Annotated in this window: 15 protein-coding genes; 10 read left to right on the top strand and 5 right to left on the bottom strand. The window is 70.1% G+C overall.

What is annotated here, in order from left to right:
- Nucleotides 1-9: 9 nt before the first annotated feature.
- Nucleotides 10-657, bottom strand: a complete 648-nt coding sequence (locus ACIPYT_RS03585) for a heme oxygenase (biliverdin-producing) (protein ID WP_401070719.1) — start codon at nucleotides 655-657, stop codon at nucleotides 10-12.
- A 70-nt stretch (nucleotides 658-727) separates the two neighbouring features.
- Nucleotides 728-1,042, bottom strand: a complete 315-nt coding sequence (locus ACIPYT_RS03580; RefSeq protein WP_401070717.1) for a DUF2470 domain-containing protein — start codon at nucleotides 1,040-1,042, stop codon at nucleotides 728-730.
- Between the two features lie 86 nt (nucleotides 1,043-1,128).
- Between ACIPYT_RS03580 and ACIPYT_RS03575 the strand changes: the two genes are divergently transcribed.
- The 3 genes from ACIPYT_RS03575 to ACIPYT_RS03565 all read left to right on the top strand — a co-directional run bounded on the left by ACIPYT_RS03575 (nucleotide 1,129) and on the right by ACIPYT_RS03565 (nucleotide 4,056).
- Complete coding sequence (locus ACIPYT_RS03575) at nucleotides 1,129-2,412, top strand: serine hydrolase domain-containing protein (protein ID WP_401070716.1); 1,284 nt, start codon at nucleotides 1,129-1,131, stop codon at nucleotides 2,410-2,412.
- Between the two features lie 189 nt (nucleotides 2,413-2,601).
- Nucleotides 2,602-3,246 (top strand): MIP/aquaporin family protein, encoded by a 645-nt coding sequence (locus ACIPYT_RS03570; RefSeq protein ID WP_401070714.1) that lies wholly within the window; start codon nucleotides 2,602-2,604, stop codon nucleotides 3,244-3,246.
- 120 nt (nucleotides 3,247-3,366) lie between these two features.
- Nucleotides 3,367-4,056 (top strand): GPP34 family phosphoprotein, encoded by a 690-nt coding sequence (locus ACIPYT_RS03565; protein ID WP_401070712.1) that lies wholly within the window; start codon nucleotides 3,367-3,369, stop codon nucleotides 4,054-4,056.
- Between the two features lie 9 nt (nucleotides 4,057-4,065).
- On the opposite strand, the gene ACIPYT_RS03560 is transcribed toward ACIPYT_RS03565, so the two are convergent.
- Nucleotides 4,066-4,971, bottom strand: coding sequence for an SDR family NAD(P)-dependent oxidoreductase (locus ACIPYT_RS03560; RefSeq protein ID WP_401070710.1), 906 nt, complete (start codon nucleotides 4,969-4,971; stop codon nucleotides 4,066-4,068).
- A gap of 80 nt (nucleotides 4,972-5,051) precedes the next feature.
- On the opposite strand from ACIPYT_RS03560, the gene ACIPYT_RS03555 reads away from it, so the two are divergent.
- Nucleotides 5,052-5,669 carry a DUF1684 domain-containing protein gene (locus ACIPYT_RS03555; RefSeq protein ID WP_401070709.1) on the top strand — a complete coding sequence of 206 codons (618 nt, stop codon included), beginning with the start codon at nucleotides 5,052-5,054 and terminating at the stop codon, nucleotides 5,667-5,669.
- Between the two features lie 131 nt (nucleotides 5,670-5,800).
- Here the strand turns inward: ACIPYT_RS03555 and ACIPYT_RS03550 are convergent, their stop codons facing one another.
- Together ACIPYT_RS03550 and ACIPYT_RS03545 are read right to left on the bottom strand one after the other, a co-directional pair.
- The gene (locus ACIPYT_RS03550) at nucleotides 5,801-6,343 is read right to left on the bottom strand and encodes a hypothetical protein (protein WP_401070708.1); all 543 of its coding nucleotides are present in this window, start codon (nucleotides 6,341-6,343) and stop codon (nucleotides 5,801-5,803) included.
- Between the two features lie 326 nt (nucleotides 6,344-6,669).
- Entirely contained in the window at nucleotides 6,670-7,683 is a 1,014-nt protein-coding gene (locus ACIPYT_RS03545; RefSeq protein WP_401070706.1) for a LacI family DNA-binding transcriptional regulator, read from the bottom strand.
- Nucleotides 7,684-7,789: 106 nt separating this feature from the next.
- On the opposite strand from ACIPYT_RS03545, the gene ACIPYT_RS03540 reads away from it, so the two are divergent.
- The 6 genes from ACIPYT_RS03540 to ACIPYT_RS03515 all read left to right on the top strand — a co-directional run bounded on the left by ACIPYT_RS03540 (nucleotide 7,790) and on the right by ACIPYT_RS03515 (nucleotide 15,697).
- The gene (locus ACIPYT_RS03540; protein WP_401070704.1) at nucleotides 7,790-8,722 is read left to right on the top strand and encodes a nucleoside hydrolase; all 933 of its coding nucleotides are present in this window, start codon (nucleotides 7,790-7,792) and stop codon (nucleotides 8,720-8,722) included.
- A 202-nt stretch (nucleotides 8,723-8,924) separates the two neighbouring features.
- Complete coding sequence (locus tag ACIPYT_RS03535; RefSeq protein WP_401070702.1) at nucleotides 8,925-9,920, top strand: nucleoside hydrolase; 996 nt, start codon at nucleotides 8,925-8,927, stop codon at nucleotides 9,918-9,920.
- A gap of 43 nt (nucleotides 9,921-9,963) precedes the next feature.
- The gene (locus ACIPYT_RS03530; protein WP_401070700.1) at nucleotides 9,964-11,001 is read left to right on the top strand and encodes a BMP family protein; all 1,038 of its coding nucleotides are present in this window, start codon (nucleotides 9,964-9,966) and stop codon (nucleotides 10,999-11,001) included.
- Between the two features lie 60 nt (nucleotides 11,002-11,061).
- Nucleotides 11,062-13,812 carry an ATP-binding cassette domain-containing protein gene (locus ACIPYT_RS03525; RefSeq protein ID WP_401070698.1) on the top strand — a complete coding sequence of 917 codons (2,751 nt, stop codon included), beginning with the start codon at nucleotides 11,062-11,064 and terminating at the stop codon, nucleotides 13,810-13,812.
- Nucleotides 13,809-14,753 carry an ABC transporter permease gene (locus tag ACIPYT_RS03520; RefSeq protein ID WP_401070697.1) on the top strand — a complete coding sequence of 315 codons (945 nt, stop codon included), beginning with the start codon at nucleotides 13,809-13,811 and terminating at the stop codon, nucleotides 14,751-14,753. Before ACIPYT_RS03525 ends, ACIPYT_RS03520 begins: the two co-directional genes overlap by 4 nt.
- On the top strand, nucleotides 14,750-15,697 hold the full coding sequence (locus ACIPYT_RS03515; RefSeq protein WP_401070695.1) for a ribokinase: 948 nt from the start codon (nucleotides 14,750-14,752) through the stop codon (nucleotides 15,695-15,697). Before ACIPYT_RS03520 ends, ACIPYT_RS03515 begins: the two co-directional genes overlap by 4 nt.

Below are 15,697 nucleotides of genomic sequence, written 5' to 3'. Positions count from 1 at the left end.
AGCCCGTCGTCAGGCCGCGGCGCGCGCCCGGTCGAGGTCTTCGAAGAGCTCGGTGTTGAAACGGTAGGCGAGGAGCACCTCGTCGATCACGCGCTCGCGCTCGGCGTCGTCCCACGGGGCCGCGTCGAGCTGCTCGCGGTAGACGTCCTTGAATGCGTTCGGGTCGGCGATGTCGTCGAACAGGTAGAAGCCGATGCCGTTGGTCTCGAAGCCGAACCGTCGCGCCATGACCCGGCCGATGAAGATGCCGCCGGAGAGGTCGCCGAGGTAACGCGTGTAATGGTGGGCGACGAAACCGCCCGCCCAGGTCGCTCCGACGTGACGGATGCGCGAGACGTAGGCGCGTGTGGTCGGTAGCGCGGTGATCTGGTCGCGCCAGTCGTCGCCGAGCAGGAACGCGAGGTCGGCCTCGAGCGCCGGGAGGCGGGTGAGCTTGTCGCTCAGGAACACCGATGCGACCGGATCGTTGCGCATCCGCTCGCCCGCGCCTTCGAGCGCCTCGTAGATGAAGTAGTGCTGCGCGACGAGCGCGATGTAGTCCTCGCGGGACCCCTCGCCCTTCAGCAGGTCGGACATGAAGCCCGCGCCTTCGCTGCGCGAGTGCGAACCGGAGGAGCGCTCGCGCAGAGCGGCGGAGAAGGAGAGGATCTCGGACATGACCCCAGTGTAAGGGTTGCCTAAGTTTCCGCGAAACCCTTGTGACGACCGGATTCGCTGACGCGTGCGCTCAGTCGTGCGGACGCGGTTCGATGCCCAGGCGCTCGCAGGCGAGATCGTAGAGCGCGACGACCTGACGGCGCACGGAGGGGCGGTCGTCGATGGGACCGCCGGGCCACGGGACCACGAGCTCGGATGCCGTGCCGCCGCGCGTCACGCTCCAGGTGCCGCCGTCGCCGTCGAAGCCCGACATGGTCGCATCCGTGATCTCGCCTTGATCGGGAGACGAGAAGGCGCGGGCGATCAGGAGGTTGTCGTCGGTGTGGTCGTCGTTCATGTGGCGCAGGACTGCAGCGACGACGTCGGGCTCGAAGGAATGGGGCATGAACATCACCCTATGGGGCCGCGCGATGCGTACTTTCAGGATCCGCGTTCTAGACTCGGGAGACACGTCTTCCGGGGGTCCCTTCCATGCAGCTTCTCTCGTCGCGCACGTTCCGCGCAGCAGCGGCCGGCGTCGCCGTGCTCGGACTCGCCCTCACCGGGTGCACCTCGGAGCCCTCGTTCAGCTACGAACCGCCCGCCCAGGTCGACGGCGCCCTGCCCGACGACACGGTCGCCGCGATGCAGGATGCCGTCACGAACGCGCTCACCGCCTCCGGCGCCTCCGGCGCGGTCGTGGGCGTATGGGTGCCGTGGAGCGGCACCTGGGTCGCGGGTGTCGGGACTCAGGGCGTGGGGTCCGACGCCGAGATCACGACCGACATGGCCTTCCGCATCGGCGACGTGACGCGGCTGATGACCTGCGACGTGCTCTACGGCCTGGCCGACGAGGGCGTGGTCGAGCTCGACGCACCGGTGCCCGACTACGTGTCCGGCGTCCCGGATCTGCAGGACGTCACGCTGCTCGACCTGTGCAACGGCACGAGCGGCGTCGGATCCTCCGAGGCGGTCGTGAAGTCCGCGTGGCTGAACACTCCGGAGCGCGTGTGGGCTCCGCTCGAGATGGCCTCGTACGGACTGGGCGCCGCACGCACCGCCCCGGGCGCGCAGTACAGCGATTCGGACGCCGGCTACCTCATGCTGGGGCTGGCTCTCGAGCGGGCGTCGGGGCTCACGGCATCCGAGCTCATCGCCGAGTACGTAGCGCAGCCGCTGGGACTGTCGTCGACCTCGCTGCCCGGCGCCGCCGCGGCCGCGCCGTCGACCGGTGCCTCCATGAACGGCCACTACCTCCCGGCCGTCGAGGGCGGATACGCGTGTGCGGCCCCGGTCGACATCACGACCCTCTCGTCGAGCAGCGGCTACACCGACTCCGGCGTGGTCTCGACGATCGAGGATCTCGGTCGCTACGTGCAGGCCGAGGCCGCACAGGTGCTGCGCACGAAGGAGGAGCCGAACCGGTTCGGCGAACCCCTTCCCGCCTCCGCCAAAGCCCCGTCCTGGATGCAGGCGACCGGCGGTGCGAGCCTGATCGGCTCCCTCGTCGGACAGTTCGGCTGGACGCCGGGCTACGCCACTGCGGCGTACTCCGATCCGACGACGGGCTTCACGGTCGCGGTCTCGTTGAACGACTCGACCGCGGGCGGATCGATCGCCGCGTACCTCGCCTGGGAGCTGGCGGCCATCGCGTCGAAGGCCCCCGCGGCATCCGGTCAGACGGCTCCGGAGTTCGGGCTGCCGTTCACGGCGGAGCAGTACCACCAGGCCATCTCCGACGCCGCGCTCGCGTGCGTCGCGCCGGCCGAGGGCTGACCCGAGCGGTACCCGAGGGTGCGGGAGCGCACCCATAGCGCTCTCAGACTTTTCTCAGGAATGTCGCGCGGCGCGGCGTGTCGCCCACTGACATGCCGATATATTCGTGCCGCACAGGAGGGTGCGTCGGTCGTGTCCGCCGATCGATGACGCGGTCGCCCTCCTCCGATTCGAGAAAAGGGCACTGACATGACCGGGACTGCACGCAAGGCGCTCGCCGAGGCGATCGCGACCTTCCTCTTCGTACTCACCATCATCGCCGCCGTGAACAGCGAGAGTCCGCTCACGCCGCTCGCGATCGGTTTCACGCTCGCCGTGCTCGTCTTCTCGACGGGCCACATCTCGGGCGCCCACCTGAACCCGGCCGTGTCGGTCGGCGTGTTCCTGCGGGGTGGCCTCAGCGTCACCGACTTCATCGCGTATCTCATCGCCCAGTTCGTCGGAGGCGCGCTCGCCGCGCTGACGAGCTTCGCGGTCTGGCCGGCGGGGGCCGAGGCCAAGGTCATCGAGGTCGGCCCGGCGTTCTTCGTCGAAGCACTGTTCACCCTCGTCCTCGTGTGGGTCGTGCTCAACACCGCGACATCGAAGGACACCGAGGGCAACTCGTTCTACGGACTCGCGATCGGCGGCACGGTGTTCGTCGGCGCGGCGACCGTCGGGTCGATCTCGGGCGGAGGATTCAACCCGGCCGTGGCGCTCGGACTGTCGGTCGGCGGTTACTTCGACTGGGCGTCGCTGTGGCTCTACATCGTCGCGCCGGTGGTCGGCGCGGTGATCGCCGCCCTGCTGTTCCGCGTGCTCAACACCGACGACGCCAAGAAGATCGGCGCCTGACCACCGCATCCCCGAACGCCGCGTCCTCCCGGAGGGCGCGGCGTTCGTCGTCCCCCGGGGTGCCCCGACATCATCCCCACGGTGGATGCCGGCGTCGGCGCCGCCGCGTAGCGTGAGGTCATGCTTATCGTCGAAGAGCTCCACATGCTCCTCCTCCGCCCCGACGGACGCGTCGAGTCCTCGGTGAGCGTCAACCGGCTGTACGGCGAGATCGCCGCGGTCCTCACCGATCTCGCTCTGCGCGGTCGTATCCGGATCACCGACGACCGGCATCCGGTGGTAGAGATCGCGTCGACCGAGCCCACCGGGCATCCGGTGCTCGACGAGACGCTCGAGCGTCTCGTACCGCTGCGCGGAAAGCGGCTGCAGTCGCTCGTCGCGCGACCCAAGCTCGATCCGCTCGACGTGGTCGTCGAGTCGCTCGTCGTCCAGGGCGTGCTGGTGCGCGGAGAGCGCGGATTCTTCGGATGGGGCTCCGCCCGGACGCCCGAGTCCGACCCCGCGCCCGAGCTCATCCTGCGTGCTCGTCTGGCCGAGGTGCTCGCGGGAGCCCGCACGCCGACCCGCACGGATCTGTCGCTGCTCAGCATCCTGCAGCATCTGGGTGCCGCCCACGCCCTCCTGCGCGAGGAGTGCGCCGGCGTGTCCGCCTCAGAGCTCAAGACCCGCATCGGCGAGCTCGTCGCCGGCTCGACCGAGGCTCCTGGCGCTGCTGCCGGCGCTGCCGTCGCGACGGCGATCGACCTCGCGATGGCTGCGGCGATGATGGCCGCGATGACGCCCGCAGTGGTCGTCGCCACGAGCGTCTGACAGCGAGAGTCAGGCGTCGAAGCGGGTGCCGGTGAGGGTCTCGGCCGCCGTCCACAGCGCGGTGCCGACGTCACGGGAGCGCACCTCGTCGGCCGCGCGCACGCGCGCCGGGAGGCCGCGGAACTCGAGCAGTCCTCCCGGACCCCAGTAGTCGCCGCCCGTGGCATCGGTCGCGGTGGCCGCGTGCACGATCGGGTCTGCCCCGGCATCCTTGCCCTGCACGAGCACGCGGGTCGGGGCCGCGAGGGATCTTGCGAACGCGGACACGGGGGCGAGTCCCTCGCGCGGCGGCGTCAGCGGGTCGACGGCATAGCCGGGGTGTGCGCACAGCGCGGATCTCGCGGTACCTCGCCAACGCCGGTCGAGCTCGAAGGCCAGTGACATGAGAGCGGCCTTCGACCTGCCGTACTGACGCAGCGACGTGCTCGTCCACGTTTCGTCGAGCCGGTCGGGGTCGATCCGCGCGAAGCGGTGGGCGAGCGACCCCACCGCGACGACCCTGGCGTCGTCGGCGAGCACGCGCGCGATCCCCGCGAGCAGTGCGAAGTGCCCGAGCGCATTGGTGCCGATCATGAGATCCAGCCCGTCGGCGGTGCGCGCCTCACGGGCCGCCGACTTCACGCCGGCGTTGCACACCACGATGTCGATGCGCTCATCGAGACGCGCGGACGCCTCGGCGATCGCCGGCAGGGATCCGAGATCGAGCGGGATCACGCGCGCATCCGCTCTCGGCGCGTGCGCGCGGATCGACGAGACGGCAACGGCCGCGCGCTCGGCCGAACGGCATCCCAGGAGAACGCGCGCACCGCGGGCGGCGAGCTTCTCGGCGCACCAGTATCCGATTCCGGCGTTCGCCCCGGTCACGAGCACGGTACGACCGGCGAGGTCGTTCGCAGGGGCGACGGCGAAGGGCATGCCTCCAACCTACGGTGCGCGGGGGATGCCGGGGCCGTCGCCGCAGGTCCCGAGCGCCTAGGCTCGCGTAGCCTGGAGCCATGACGAGCACGAGTGCACGCACGGCCGTCGACTGGCGGCGGCGGGTCTTCGCCCTCTATGCGGCGATCCGTCGGGCGGACTCGCCGGAGGAGGCGCACGAGCTGTGGCGCATCGAGCGCGACGAGCTGATGCTCCGGCATCCGGCGACTGCCCTCCTCCCCGAGGACCGTGCTCGCTTCGAGGGTCTGCCGATCGCGTCGTACGACCCGGAGTGGCGATTCGAGCTCCCGATCCTCGAGGCCGAGCCGGGCGGGTTCGAGTTCGCGACCGGCACCGACGGCGTCGTGCCGTTCGCGCGCATCGGCCGCGTCGATGTCCCGAACGTCGGCTCGCTCGACGTGTGGCGGCTGACGACCTACGGCGGCGGTCTCTTCGTGCCGGTCAGGGATGCGCTCGCCGGCCGGCCGGGCGGCACGTACGGCGGCGGTCGGTATCTGATCGACACGATCAAGGGCGCCGATCTCGGCGCGGATGCCGACAGCGGCACGCTCGTGCTCGACTTCAACTTCGCGTACAACCCCTCGTGTGCCTACGACCCCGCCTGGGCATGCCCGCTGGCTCAGCCGGGCAACGTACTCGACGTCCCGGTGCCGGTGGGGGAGATGTACGGCGGCTGATCCGGGCGGAGAGATGAGCGCCGGCGCGCTGCGGGGAGCACAGCACGCCGGCGCTCTCGCGCGACACGACGAGGGGCGTGGTGTCGCGCGGTGCCGGTGGGTCCTGTATGAGGAGAGGGGACCCGCCGGGGTCAGGCGAGCCAGCGGTGTCGGCGCACCAGTGACAGTCGCTGCCACCACGCGCCCAGGCCGGCGATCGTGCCGGCGCCGAGCGTGGCGAGGAGCCACCCGAGCACGATGAACACGATGTGCTCGTCGATCAGCGGGTTGTTCGCGAGCGGCACCGAACTCAGGTAGATGCCACCCATCACGAAGGTGCCGCCGATCGCGGCGAGGTGCAGGCAGACGCCGGTGACGAGGGCGATGCCGACGGCGCCGAGGCCGAGCATGAAGAGCACGTCGACGAGGGGATTGCCCGCCATGGCGCGGAACACATCGGCGAAGGCGCCCTCGGTGTGGCTGAGATAGCCCGTGCTCGGCGACCCGCCGGCGAGCACCGAGCCCTCGGGCGGCGTGGCGAAGCCGAAGCCGAACATCTTGTCGACGAACGGCCACAGGTACACGAGGCCGAGGGTGATGCGCAGGAGGGGCAGGAGCACGCGGGCGGCGGGGGATACCGGGATCAGCAGGGAGGGGGCGGTCGATGAAGGAGTGTGTGATGAAGCGGTGGTCATGGGGTTCCTGACGTGGGGAGCGGATGCGGGAGCGGAGGCGTCTCGACGTCAGGGCGGGACGCCACGGCATGGATGCGCGTCCGCACGCGTCATTCCGGAATACCGAGGGTGGCGGCGGAGGGGGATCGCGTCGGTGTCGGTCGACGGCATCCCCGCTGTCATGCGGTGCTCCCTGGGCTGATGACGACGGCCCGGCCGGCTCGCGCACGCATCGAAGCGGGCGCACCGGACGGGGCCTTCTCACCGGAGAACGAGGCCGACGCGCGAAAGGTTCACCCGACGGGTGAGGTCGGGATCCCGGGCGCGTCGGATGCGCGGAGCGCGCGTCAGGCGGAGGGCACGCGAGCCGTCGACCCGCCGAGCTGCAGCTCCGGCGTCAGCCGGTTGCGGCGGAGAGCTCCCGACCCGCCTCGGATGCGGTCGACGAGCAGGGTGACGGCATCCGCGGCGATCGAAGACAGCGGCTGCACCACGGTGGTCAGGGTCGGCCAGGAGATCCGCGACAGGTCGCCCCCGTCGAAGCCCGTGACGAGGACGTCGCGGGGCACGTCGTGACCGCGCTCGCGCAACCGCGCGATCACGCCGACCGCGATCTGGTCGGACCCGGCGACGATCGCATCGGGCAGCGGGCCCGCCGCGAGGATGTGATCGGCCGCTGCGGTGCCGTTCTCGACGCTGAACTCGCCGCGGAAGGTGGCGCCGATCTCGACGTCATGACGACGCGCGAGGCGATGGAAGGCCTGCCAGCGCTCGACCCCGCTCGTGGTCGCGTCATCGGTGCCGGCGTAGGCGACGGTCGCGACGCCCTGCTCGACGAGGTGCTCGAACAGCAGCTGCATGCCGAGCTCGTTGTCGACACCGACGAAGTCGGCGATCGGCTTGTCGGTCGCCCGGTCGACGGTCACCACGGGGATGTCGTCGGGAACGTTGACGATTGACGGCATCGACGCAGTGCGATCGGACGCCACGATCAGGATGCCGTCGACCCGGCGGTCGCCGAGCACTCGCAGGCGTCGCACCTCCTCGTCGACGAAACCGTGGGAGTCCGCGAGCAGCAGCTCGAAGCCTGCGCGGCTCAGCTCCTCCTCGATCGCGTCGACGAGCTGCGCGTAGAACGGGATGCTGATGACGGGCACGATCATGCCCACGAGGCGCGACGAACCGTCGCGCAGCGCACGGGCGATGGGGTCGACCCGGTAGCCGAGCTCGGCGGCGACCGCGCGGACGCGGTCGACCATCTCGCGGGAGACGCGGGGCTTGCCGGCGAGGGCGCGCGAGGCCGTGGCGATCGAGACGCCCGCGCCGGCGGCGACGTCGGACAGCGTCACGGTGGACTTCACGGGTGCTCCGTTCCTCGCTCGCGATCCGAGGAGATCGACGAGAATGCGATGCTAAAATCTGCGTTCAAGTAAACGATTACACGAAGATTAGCAGAGAGGGTGCGCCATGCCGACGCCCGTGATCCTGGACTGCGACCCCGGCTACGACGACGTCTTCGCCATCTGGCTGGCGGCCGCGCATCCGTCGGTCGACCTCCGCGCGATCACGACCGTGGCCGGCAACGGCGCCATCGAGCACACGGCGCTCAACGCCCGCATCGCGTGCACGGTCGCCGGTGTTCGCGGGGTGCCGATCGCCCGCGGCGCGGCGGGGCCGCTGGCCCAGGAGCTCGCGCCGGCGGATTGGATCCACGGCGCGAACGCGCTCGGCGGGGTCGAGCTCCCGGACGTCGCGATGTCGCTCGACGACCGCGACGCCGTCGCACTGATCGCGGATGTGCTGCGCACCGCGGACGAACTCGTGACGATCGCGGCGACGGGGCCGCTCACGAACGTCGCGCACCTCGTGCAGCGGCATCCCGACCTCCTCGATCGCATCGAGCGGATCGTCTGGATGGGCGGATCGACCGGGCGAGGCAACGTCTCGCCCTACGCGGAGTTCAACGCCTCCACCGATCCGGAGGCGGTCGCGATCGTGCTCGGGAGCGGGGTCGCGCTGACGATGGTGGGGCTGAACATCACGCACCAGGCGCTCATCACCCGCGAGGTGCGGGCGCGCATCCGCGGCATCGACACCGCGACCGCACGGTTCGGAGCCGACCTGCTCGAGCGCTTCTGCTCGACCTACGACGCGTTCGGCGACATGCCGGACGGACCGCTGCACGACCCACTGACGATCGCCATGATCGTCGACCCGACGGTCGCGACCACCGTGCGCGCCCGCGTCGACATCGAACTGCGCGGCGAGCACACACGCGGTGCGACCGCCGTCGACCTGCTCGAGCTCACGCACCGGCCGAAGAATGCCACGGTCGCGCTCGAGCTCGACGTCGACCGTTACTGGGCGCTGATCGAATCAGCGGTCGCCGCTCTGCGCTGACCTGATCGAGGCTGTGCTGCATCTCGATCGAGCGACGAGTGTAATCGTTTACGCACCTGTGTCACAGGTTGATAACCCGCTTGACAGCGCCCTCTTCCGGTCGCTTCGCTGTCTCCATACCGCGTAAAACGTTTCTCAAAGTGGGAAACGGTTTGCATCCGTCGTCCTGCAACGTCGATGCCGCGGGACACGAAGGAGTGACATGGAGAAGATCATCCTGGACTGCGATCCGGGCCACGACGACGCGATCGCGATCCTGCTCGCCGCAGCGAGCCCCGAGATCGATCTGCTCGGGATCACGACCGTGGCCGGCAATCACACGATCGACAACGTCACCCGCAACGCCCTGTCGGTGTGCACGGTCTTCGGCATCCGGGTCCCGGTCGCTCGTGGCTCGGAGGGGCCGCTCGTCATCGACCAGGTGATCGCGGAGGAGATCCACGGCACCACCGGCCTCGACGGCCCGTACCTGCCGCCCGCCTCCTTCGACCTCGACCCCCGCCACGCGGTCGACTTCATCATCGAGACCGTGATGGCGCACGAGCCGAACACCGTGACCCTCGTCCCGGTCGGTCCGTACACGAACATCGCCCTCGCCGCGCGCAAGGAACCGCGCATCGTCGACCGCGTCAAGCAGGTCATCGTGATGGGCGGGGCGTACACCCGCGGCAACATCACCCCCGCGGCCGAGTTCAACATCTACGCCGACCCGGACGCCGCGCACGTCGTGTTCAGCGCCGGGTGGGACGTGACCATGATCGGACTCGACCTCACCCAGCACCAGGCCCTCGCGACCCCCGAGCTGCAGGAGCGCGTGCGGGCGATCGGCGGCGACATCAGCACCTTCATCCTCGACACCTGGGACTTCGTGCACACGACCCACAACGGCCTGCTCGACATTCCGTACCCGGCCATCCACGACGCGTGCTGCGTCGCCGCCGTCATCGCGCCGGACATCATCACGACCGAGAACGCCGACGTACGCGTCGAGCTCGAAGGCCGCTGGACCAAGGGGCAGACCGTGGCGAACTTCGAGAGCGCGAGCGGCATGCGCCACTTCGGCGGAACCGCGAGCGCGCAGACCGACTACCGCACGAAGGTCGCGATCACCCTCGACGCCGACCGGTTCGCCGACCTCATCGTCGACTCCGCGGCGCACCTCACGGCCGCGAAGGCGTCGACGACCGCCACGCTCTGACCCGCATCACCCGAGATACCCGAACACCATGAAAGGACCGTCCATGAACACCACGCGGTACAGCCTCATCGCCGCGGCTGCCGTCCTCGCGCTGACCCTCAGCGCGTGCGGCTCCTCGGATGCCGGCGGCGACGCCGGCTCCGGAGGGGACGACAGCCGATCCGTCGCCAACGTCGTGCCGGGAGCACTGGGCGACCAGAGCTTCTACGATGACGCCGAGAGCGGCATCGCCGACCTGAAGTCCGAGGGGTACACCACCACGACCCTGCAGGGCGACGCCAACAACCCCGCGCAGTGGAAGGCCAACCTGCAGTCGGTCTCGACTGGTCAGAACGACGTGGTCGTGATCGGCAGCTCCACGGCATCCGACACGATCACCGAGGTCGCGCCGAAGTTCCCCGACCAGCACTACATCTTCTACGACGGCGTGATCGACGCCCCCAACGTGGCATCGCTCACCTACAAGCAGAACGAGGGCTCGTTCCTCGCCGGCGTGCTGGCCGCACTCGCCACCACGCAGCCCGCGGACTTCCCGCTCGCCGAGGGCAGCAAGAAGGTGGGGCTCGTCGGCGGCATGGACATCCCGGTGATCAACGACTTCGCCGCAGGCTTCCGCGCCGGCGTCGAGGCGGTCGACCCGAGTATCCAGGTGCTGGTCAGCTACGTCGGGTCGTTCAGCGACTCCGCGAAGGGCTACGACCAGGCCGCCGCGATGTTCGACCAGGGGGCCGACGTCGTCTACCAGGTCGCGGGCGGCGCCGGAGTGGGCGTGCTGCAGGCCGCGGCCGACGCCGACAAGTACGCGATCGGCGTCGACAGCAACCAGAACGCGCTGCAGAAGGGGCACATCCTCGCCTCGATGCTCAAGCACGTCGGCGCCTCGATCGTGCAGGCCGTGCAGGACGACGAGAGCGGCGACCTCGCCTATGGCGAGACCACGTCGTTCGGACTCGCGAACGACGGCGTCGGACTCACGTTCGACGACAACGACGGCATCGTTCCGCAGACCGTGATCGACGCGGTAGAGGGCTACAAGCAGAAGGTCGTCGACGGCGAGATCGACGTCCCGAGCGGATTCTGACCGCTCGCGGTGGCGGAGGCGCTCGCCTCCGCCACCGACCCGTACTCGAAGGAGAGAACAATGGACCGCCCGATCCTCGAACTCCGCGGCATCACGAAGGCGTTCGGCCCCAAGGTCGCGAACCGCGACGTGTCGCTGCGCATCCTCCCCGGCACCGTCCACGCGATCGTGGGCGAGAACGGGGCCGGCAAGTCGACGCTGATGAACATGATCTCCGGCAACCTGCAGCCGGACTCGGGAGACATCGTCGTCGACGGCGAGACCGTGGTGGTCGCCGACCCGCAGCGCGCCGACGCGCTCGGCATCGGGATGGTCCACCAGCACTTCAAGCTCGTGCCCTCTCTGAGCGTCGCCGCCAACATCTTCCTCGGCAACGAGATGAGCAGCGCCCCCGGCGTGCTCGACCGGCGGGCCATGGACGACCGCGTCGCGCAGCTCAGCACCGACCTCGGACTCGCGCTCGACCCGCGTGACCGCGTGCAGGACCTCTCGGTCGGCGAACGTCAGCGCGTCGAGATCGTCAAGGCGCTGTCGCACGACACGCGCCTCCTGATCCTCGACGAGCCGACCGCCGTGCTCACCCCGTCGGAGACCGACGAGCTGTTCGTGGTCGTCCGCCGTCTCGCTGCGCAGGGCTGCGCTGTCGTGTTCATCTCGCACAAGCTCGGCGAGGTGCTCGCGATCGCCGATGAGATCACCGTCATCCGCGACGGCGAGGTCGTCGGCAGCCGTGCGGCCGAAGGGCTCAGTCAGAGCGACATCGCCTCGATGATGGTCGGCCGCGAGGTACTGCTGCGTGTCGCGCACACACCGCCGACGCCCGGTGCCGAGGTGCTCGCGGTCGATGATCTGTCGGCGATCGACCAGCGCGGCGCCGTCGCCGTGAAGAACCTCTCGCTGCGTGTCCGCTCCGGCGAGATCGTCGGCATCGCGGGGGTCGAGGGCAACGGGCAGTCCGAGCTCGCCGCCGCGATCGCCGGGATGTACCGTCCGCCACGCGGGCGCATCGCGATCGCGGGCGACGAGGTCACCACGGCATCCGTCGCCGAGCGCAGGGCGCGCGGGCTCGCGTACATCCCCGAGGACCGTCACGAGGAGGGCGGGGCACCCGCGCTGAGCATCGCCGAGAACATCGCCGCCGGACACCTGCGCCCGCCGATCGCCCGACGCGGATGGCTGTCGCTCGGCGCCGTGCACGACTACGCGCAGCGGCTCATCGCGAAGTTCGACGTACGCGGAGCGCGACCGGACACCCCGATCGGCTCCCTCTCCGGCGGCAACATGCAGAAGGTCATCATCGCCCGCGAGTTCGAATCCGAGCCCGCACTGCTGATGGTCTCGCAGCCGACGCGCGGCGTCGATGTCGGTGCGATGGAGTTCGTGCACAACTCGATCGTCGACCTGCGCGATCGCGGCGCCGGCGTGCTGCTCTTCTCCGCCGACCTCAACGAGGTGATGAGCCTGTCGGACCGCCTGCTCGTGATGTACCGCGGCGAGGTCGTGGCCGAGTTCACGCAGGAGACCATGACCGAGATCGCGGTGGGGCTCGCGATGGCGGGAGTGCCGCCGACCGCGGAGGCGCTGCGCGACGCCGCGCTCGAACGCGAACGCGTCGCCGCCGAGCTCGAAGCCAGCGGCACCCGTCTGGTCGACGCCTCGGCCGAGGTGGCGATCGTCGAGGAGGTCGCGACGACATCGGTCGTGGTGCCGCGCACGGTCGCCGTCGAGACGACCCCGCGCAGCATGAGCGCGGTGCTGTCGGAGTTCGCCTCCCACACGTTCCGCAGCGCGACGCAGCCCGTCGTGGCGGTTCTGGTGGCGCTCGCGATCGGGGCGATCGTGATCCTCGCGATCGGACAGAACCCCGTCACGGCGTACGTCGAACTGTTCACCTCCGCGTGGCGCACGCCGTTCGGCATCGGCAGCATCATCGCGATGTTCGTGCCGCTCGCGATCATGGCGGCCGGCACGATCGTGTCGTTCCGCGCCGGGTTCTTCAACATCGGCGGCGAAGGCCAGCTGTACTTCGGTGCGTTCTTCGGCGCCTTCGCCGGGTTCTCCTTCCACGGTCTGCCGCCGGTCGTGCACATCCTCCTCGTGTTGGTCTTCGGCGCGACAGCGGGGGCGCTGTGGGGACTCATCCCCGGGTTCCTCACCGGATTCCTGAAGGTCGACATCGTCGTCATCACGCTGCTCCTGTCGCAGGTCGCGCTGCTGATCACGAGCTTCCTCGTGACCGGCCCGTTCGCCGACCCCACGGCGACGCTCGCAGGATCGCCGCGCGTCGAAGCATCCGCACTGCTGCCCGTGTTCTCACCCGCGTTCGGATTCGCCCCCGACCTGCTCATCGCGATCGGCGTCGCCGTACTCCTGGGCATCGTGCTGCACCGCACCACATGGGGCCTGCGTGTGAAGGAGCTGGGGGAGCGCAACCGCTTCGCGGACTACATCGGCACCTCGTCGCCGCGCATGGCCATGCAGGTCATGGCGCTCAGCGGAGCGGCGGCGGGTCTCGCCGGCGCGCTGTTCGTGATCGGACCGAACGGAGGGCGCTTCCTGCAGGCGTTCTCGCCGGGCTTCGCCTTCCTCGCGATCACGGTCGCGCTGCTCGCCCGGCTCAACCCCTGGGCGTCGCTCGTCGCCGCACTGTTCTACGCCACCATGATGGCCGGTGGCACCGGCATTCAGGCCGTCGGGGTGCCGTTCCCCATGATCAGCGTGCTGCAGGGACTCATCGTCATCGCCATCACCGCCACCTTCGCCGTCGACCTCCGCAGACGGCGCCGCTCCACGAAGGGCGCATCGAAATGAACGAGATCCTCGCACAGGTGCTCACGGTCGGCACGCTCGCCGTGATCCTGGCCAAGACCACGCCGATCCTCCTCGCGGCGATCGGCGGCGGCCTCAGCCAGGTCGGCAACATCCTCAACATCGGGCTGGAGGGGCTCATGCTCGTCGGCGCCTTCGCGGGCATCGCGGTGGGCGCGGTCACGAACCCCTACATCGGCGTGCTCGCCGCGCTCGGCGCCGGTGTGCTCCTCGCCCTCGTCTACGCGGTCGCCTCGCTCGTGTTCAAGGCCGACTACATCGTGGTCGGCATCGGCACCAACCTGCTCGCGATCGGCGTCACGGTGCTGCTGCTGACGGTGCTCTACGGCAATGCGGGCGTGACCCCCGGCGACGTCAAGTCGGTGCTGCCGCGCATCGACCTCGGCCCGGTGGGCGACATCCCGGTGATCGGCCCGATCTTCGACGACCACACCGTCCTGGTCTGGATCGCGCTGCTGCTCGTGCCCGTGTACTGGTTCGTGCTCTATCGCACGCGGTACGGCGTGCACCTGCGCGCGGTCGGCGAAGACGAACCGGCTGCTCTCGCCGCCGGCATCCGGGTCTTCCGCGTCAAGTTCATCTCGATCATGGTGTCGGGCGCGCTGTGCGGGCTGGCCGGCGCGCAGCTCGCGATGGCCTCGGTGGGGTCCTTCACCGCCGGGATGACATCGGGGCGAGGGTTCATCGTGGTCGCGGCGGTGATCTTCGCGGCGGGCAGGCCGGTGCCCACGCTCGTCGTGTGCCTGATCTTCGGCGCCGCCGACGGTCTCGCCGACCGCCTCGCGCTCGGCGGGGTCAATTCCTCTCTCGCGCTGCTCACCCCGTACGTCATCACGATCGTGGCGCTCATCGTCGCGGCGCTGCGCATCCGCTCCGCGATCAGGGCGCGCACGCGGCGCGGTCTTGCGCAGCTGGCGGCATGATGACGGCGGCAGTGCGCAGAGAGGATGCCGGCCGAGCGGGCCGTGTCGTGGTGCTCGGGAGTGCGAACGCCGACCTCGTGGTCGAGGTGCCGCGCCGCCCAGGGGCGGGGGAGACGCTGCTCGGGTCGGACCTGCGGGTGTTCGCGGGCGGCAAGGGCGCCAACCAGGCAGCGGCTGCGGCCCGATGCGGGGCGTCGACCGCACTCATCGCCTGCGTCGGAGACGACGGGAACGGGATGCTGGTGCGCCGCGCGCTCGCGGACGCGGGTGTCGACGTCGGTGCGATCGCGAGCGTCGGCCGCCCCACGGGCACCGCGCTGATCCTCGTGACGCCCGACGGGGAGAACTCGATCGTCGTGTCGCCCGGCGCGAACCACGCGCTCGACGTGTCCGTCGCGCAGGTGACTGAGGAGCGATGGGCGGGAGCCGGCGTGCTCGCGCTCAACCTCGAGACCCCGCTGGCCACGGTCGAGCACGTCGCGGTGCGGGCTGCGGAGCGGGGCGTGAGGGTGCTGGTGAACGCCGCGCCGGCGCATCCGCTCTCCGCGGCGACCCTCGCGGTGTGCGACCCGGTCGTCGTGAACGAGCACGAGGCGCGGATCCTCGCGGGCGACGGCGGCGACAGGTCGTTCGAGGAGCTCGCCCGCGATCTGCTCGTACGGGGCGCACGGTCGGTCGTGATCACGCTCGGGGCGGCCGGTGCTCTGCACGCCGATGTCGACGGCGTCGGGAGGGTGCCCGCGCACGCGGTCGACGTCGTCGACACCACCGGCGCTGGTGACGCGTTCGTCGGGGCGATGGCCTGCGAACTCGCCCGAGGTGCCGTGCTGCGTGACGCTGTCGCGTTCGCGACCGCCGTGGCGGCGATCTCCGTGCGCTCGATGGGCGCGCAGGCCTCGTACCCCGACCGGGCCGAGGTCGAGCGGATGCTGACCGGGGCCTGA

Origin of the sequence: Microbacterium sp. NPDC089695 (assembly GCF_044749085.1) — a bacterium.
Taxonomy (GTDB): domain Bacteria; phylum Actinomycetota; class Actinomycetes; order Actinomycetales; family Microbacteriaceae; genus Microbacterium.
Note: the sequence above shows the minus strand (reverse complement) of the source record. Positions and strands in the feature narration are given on the sequence as shown.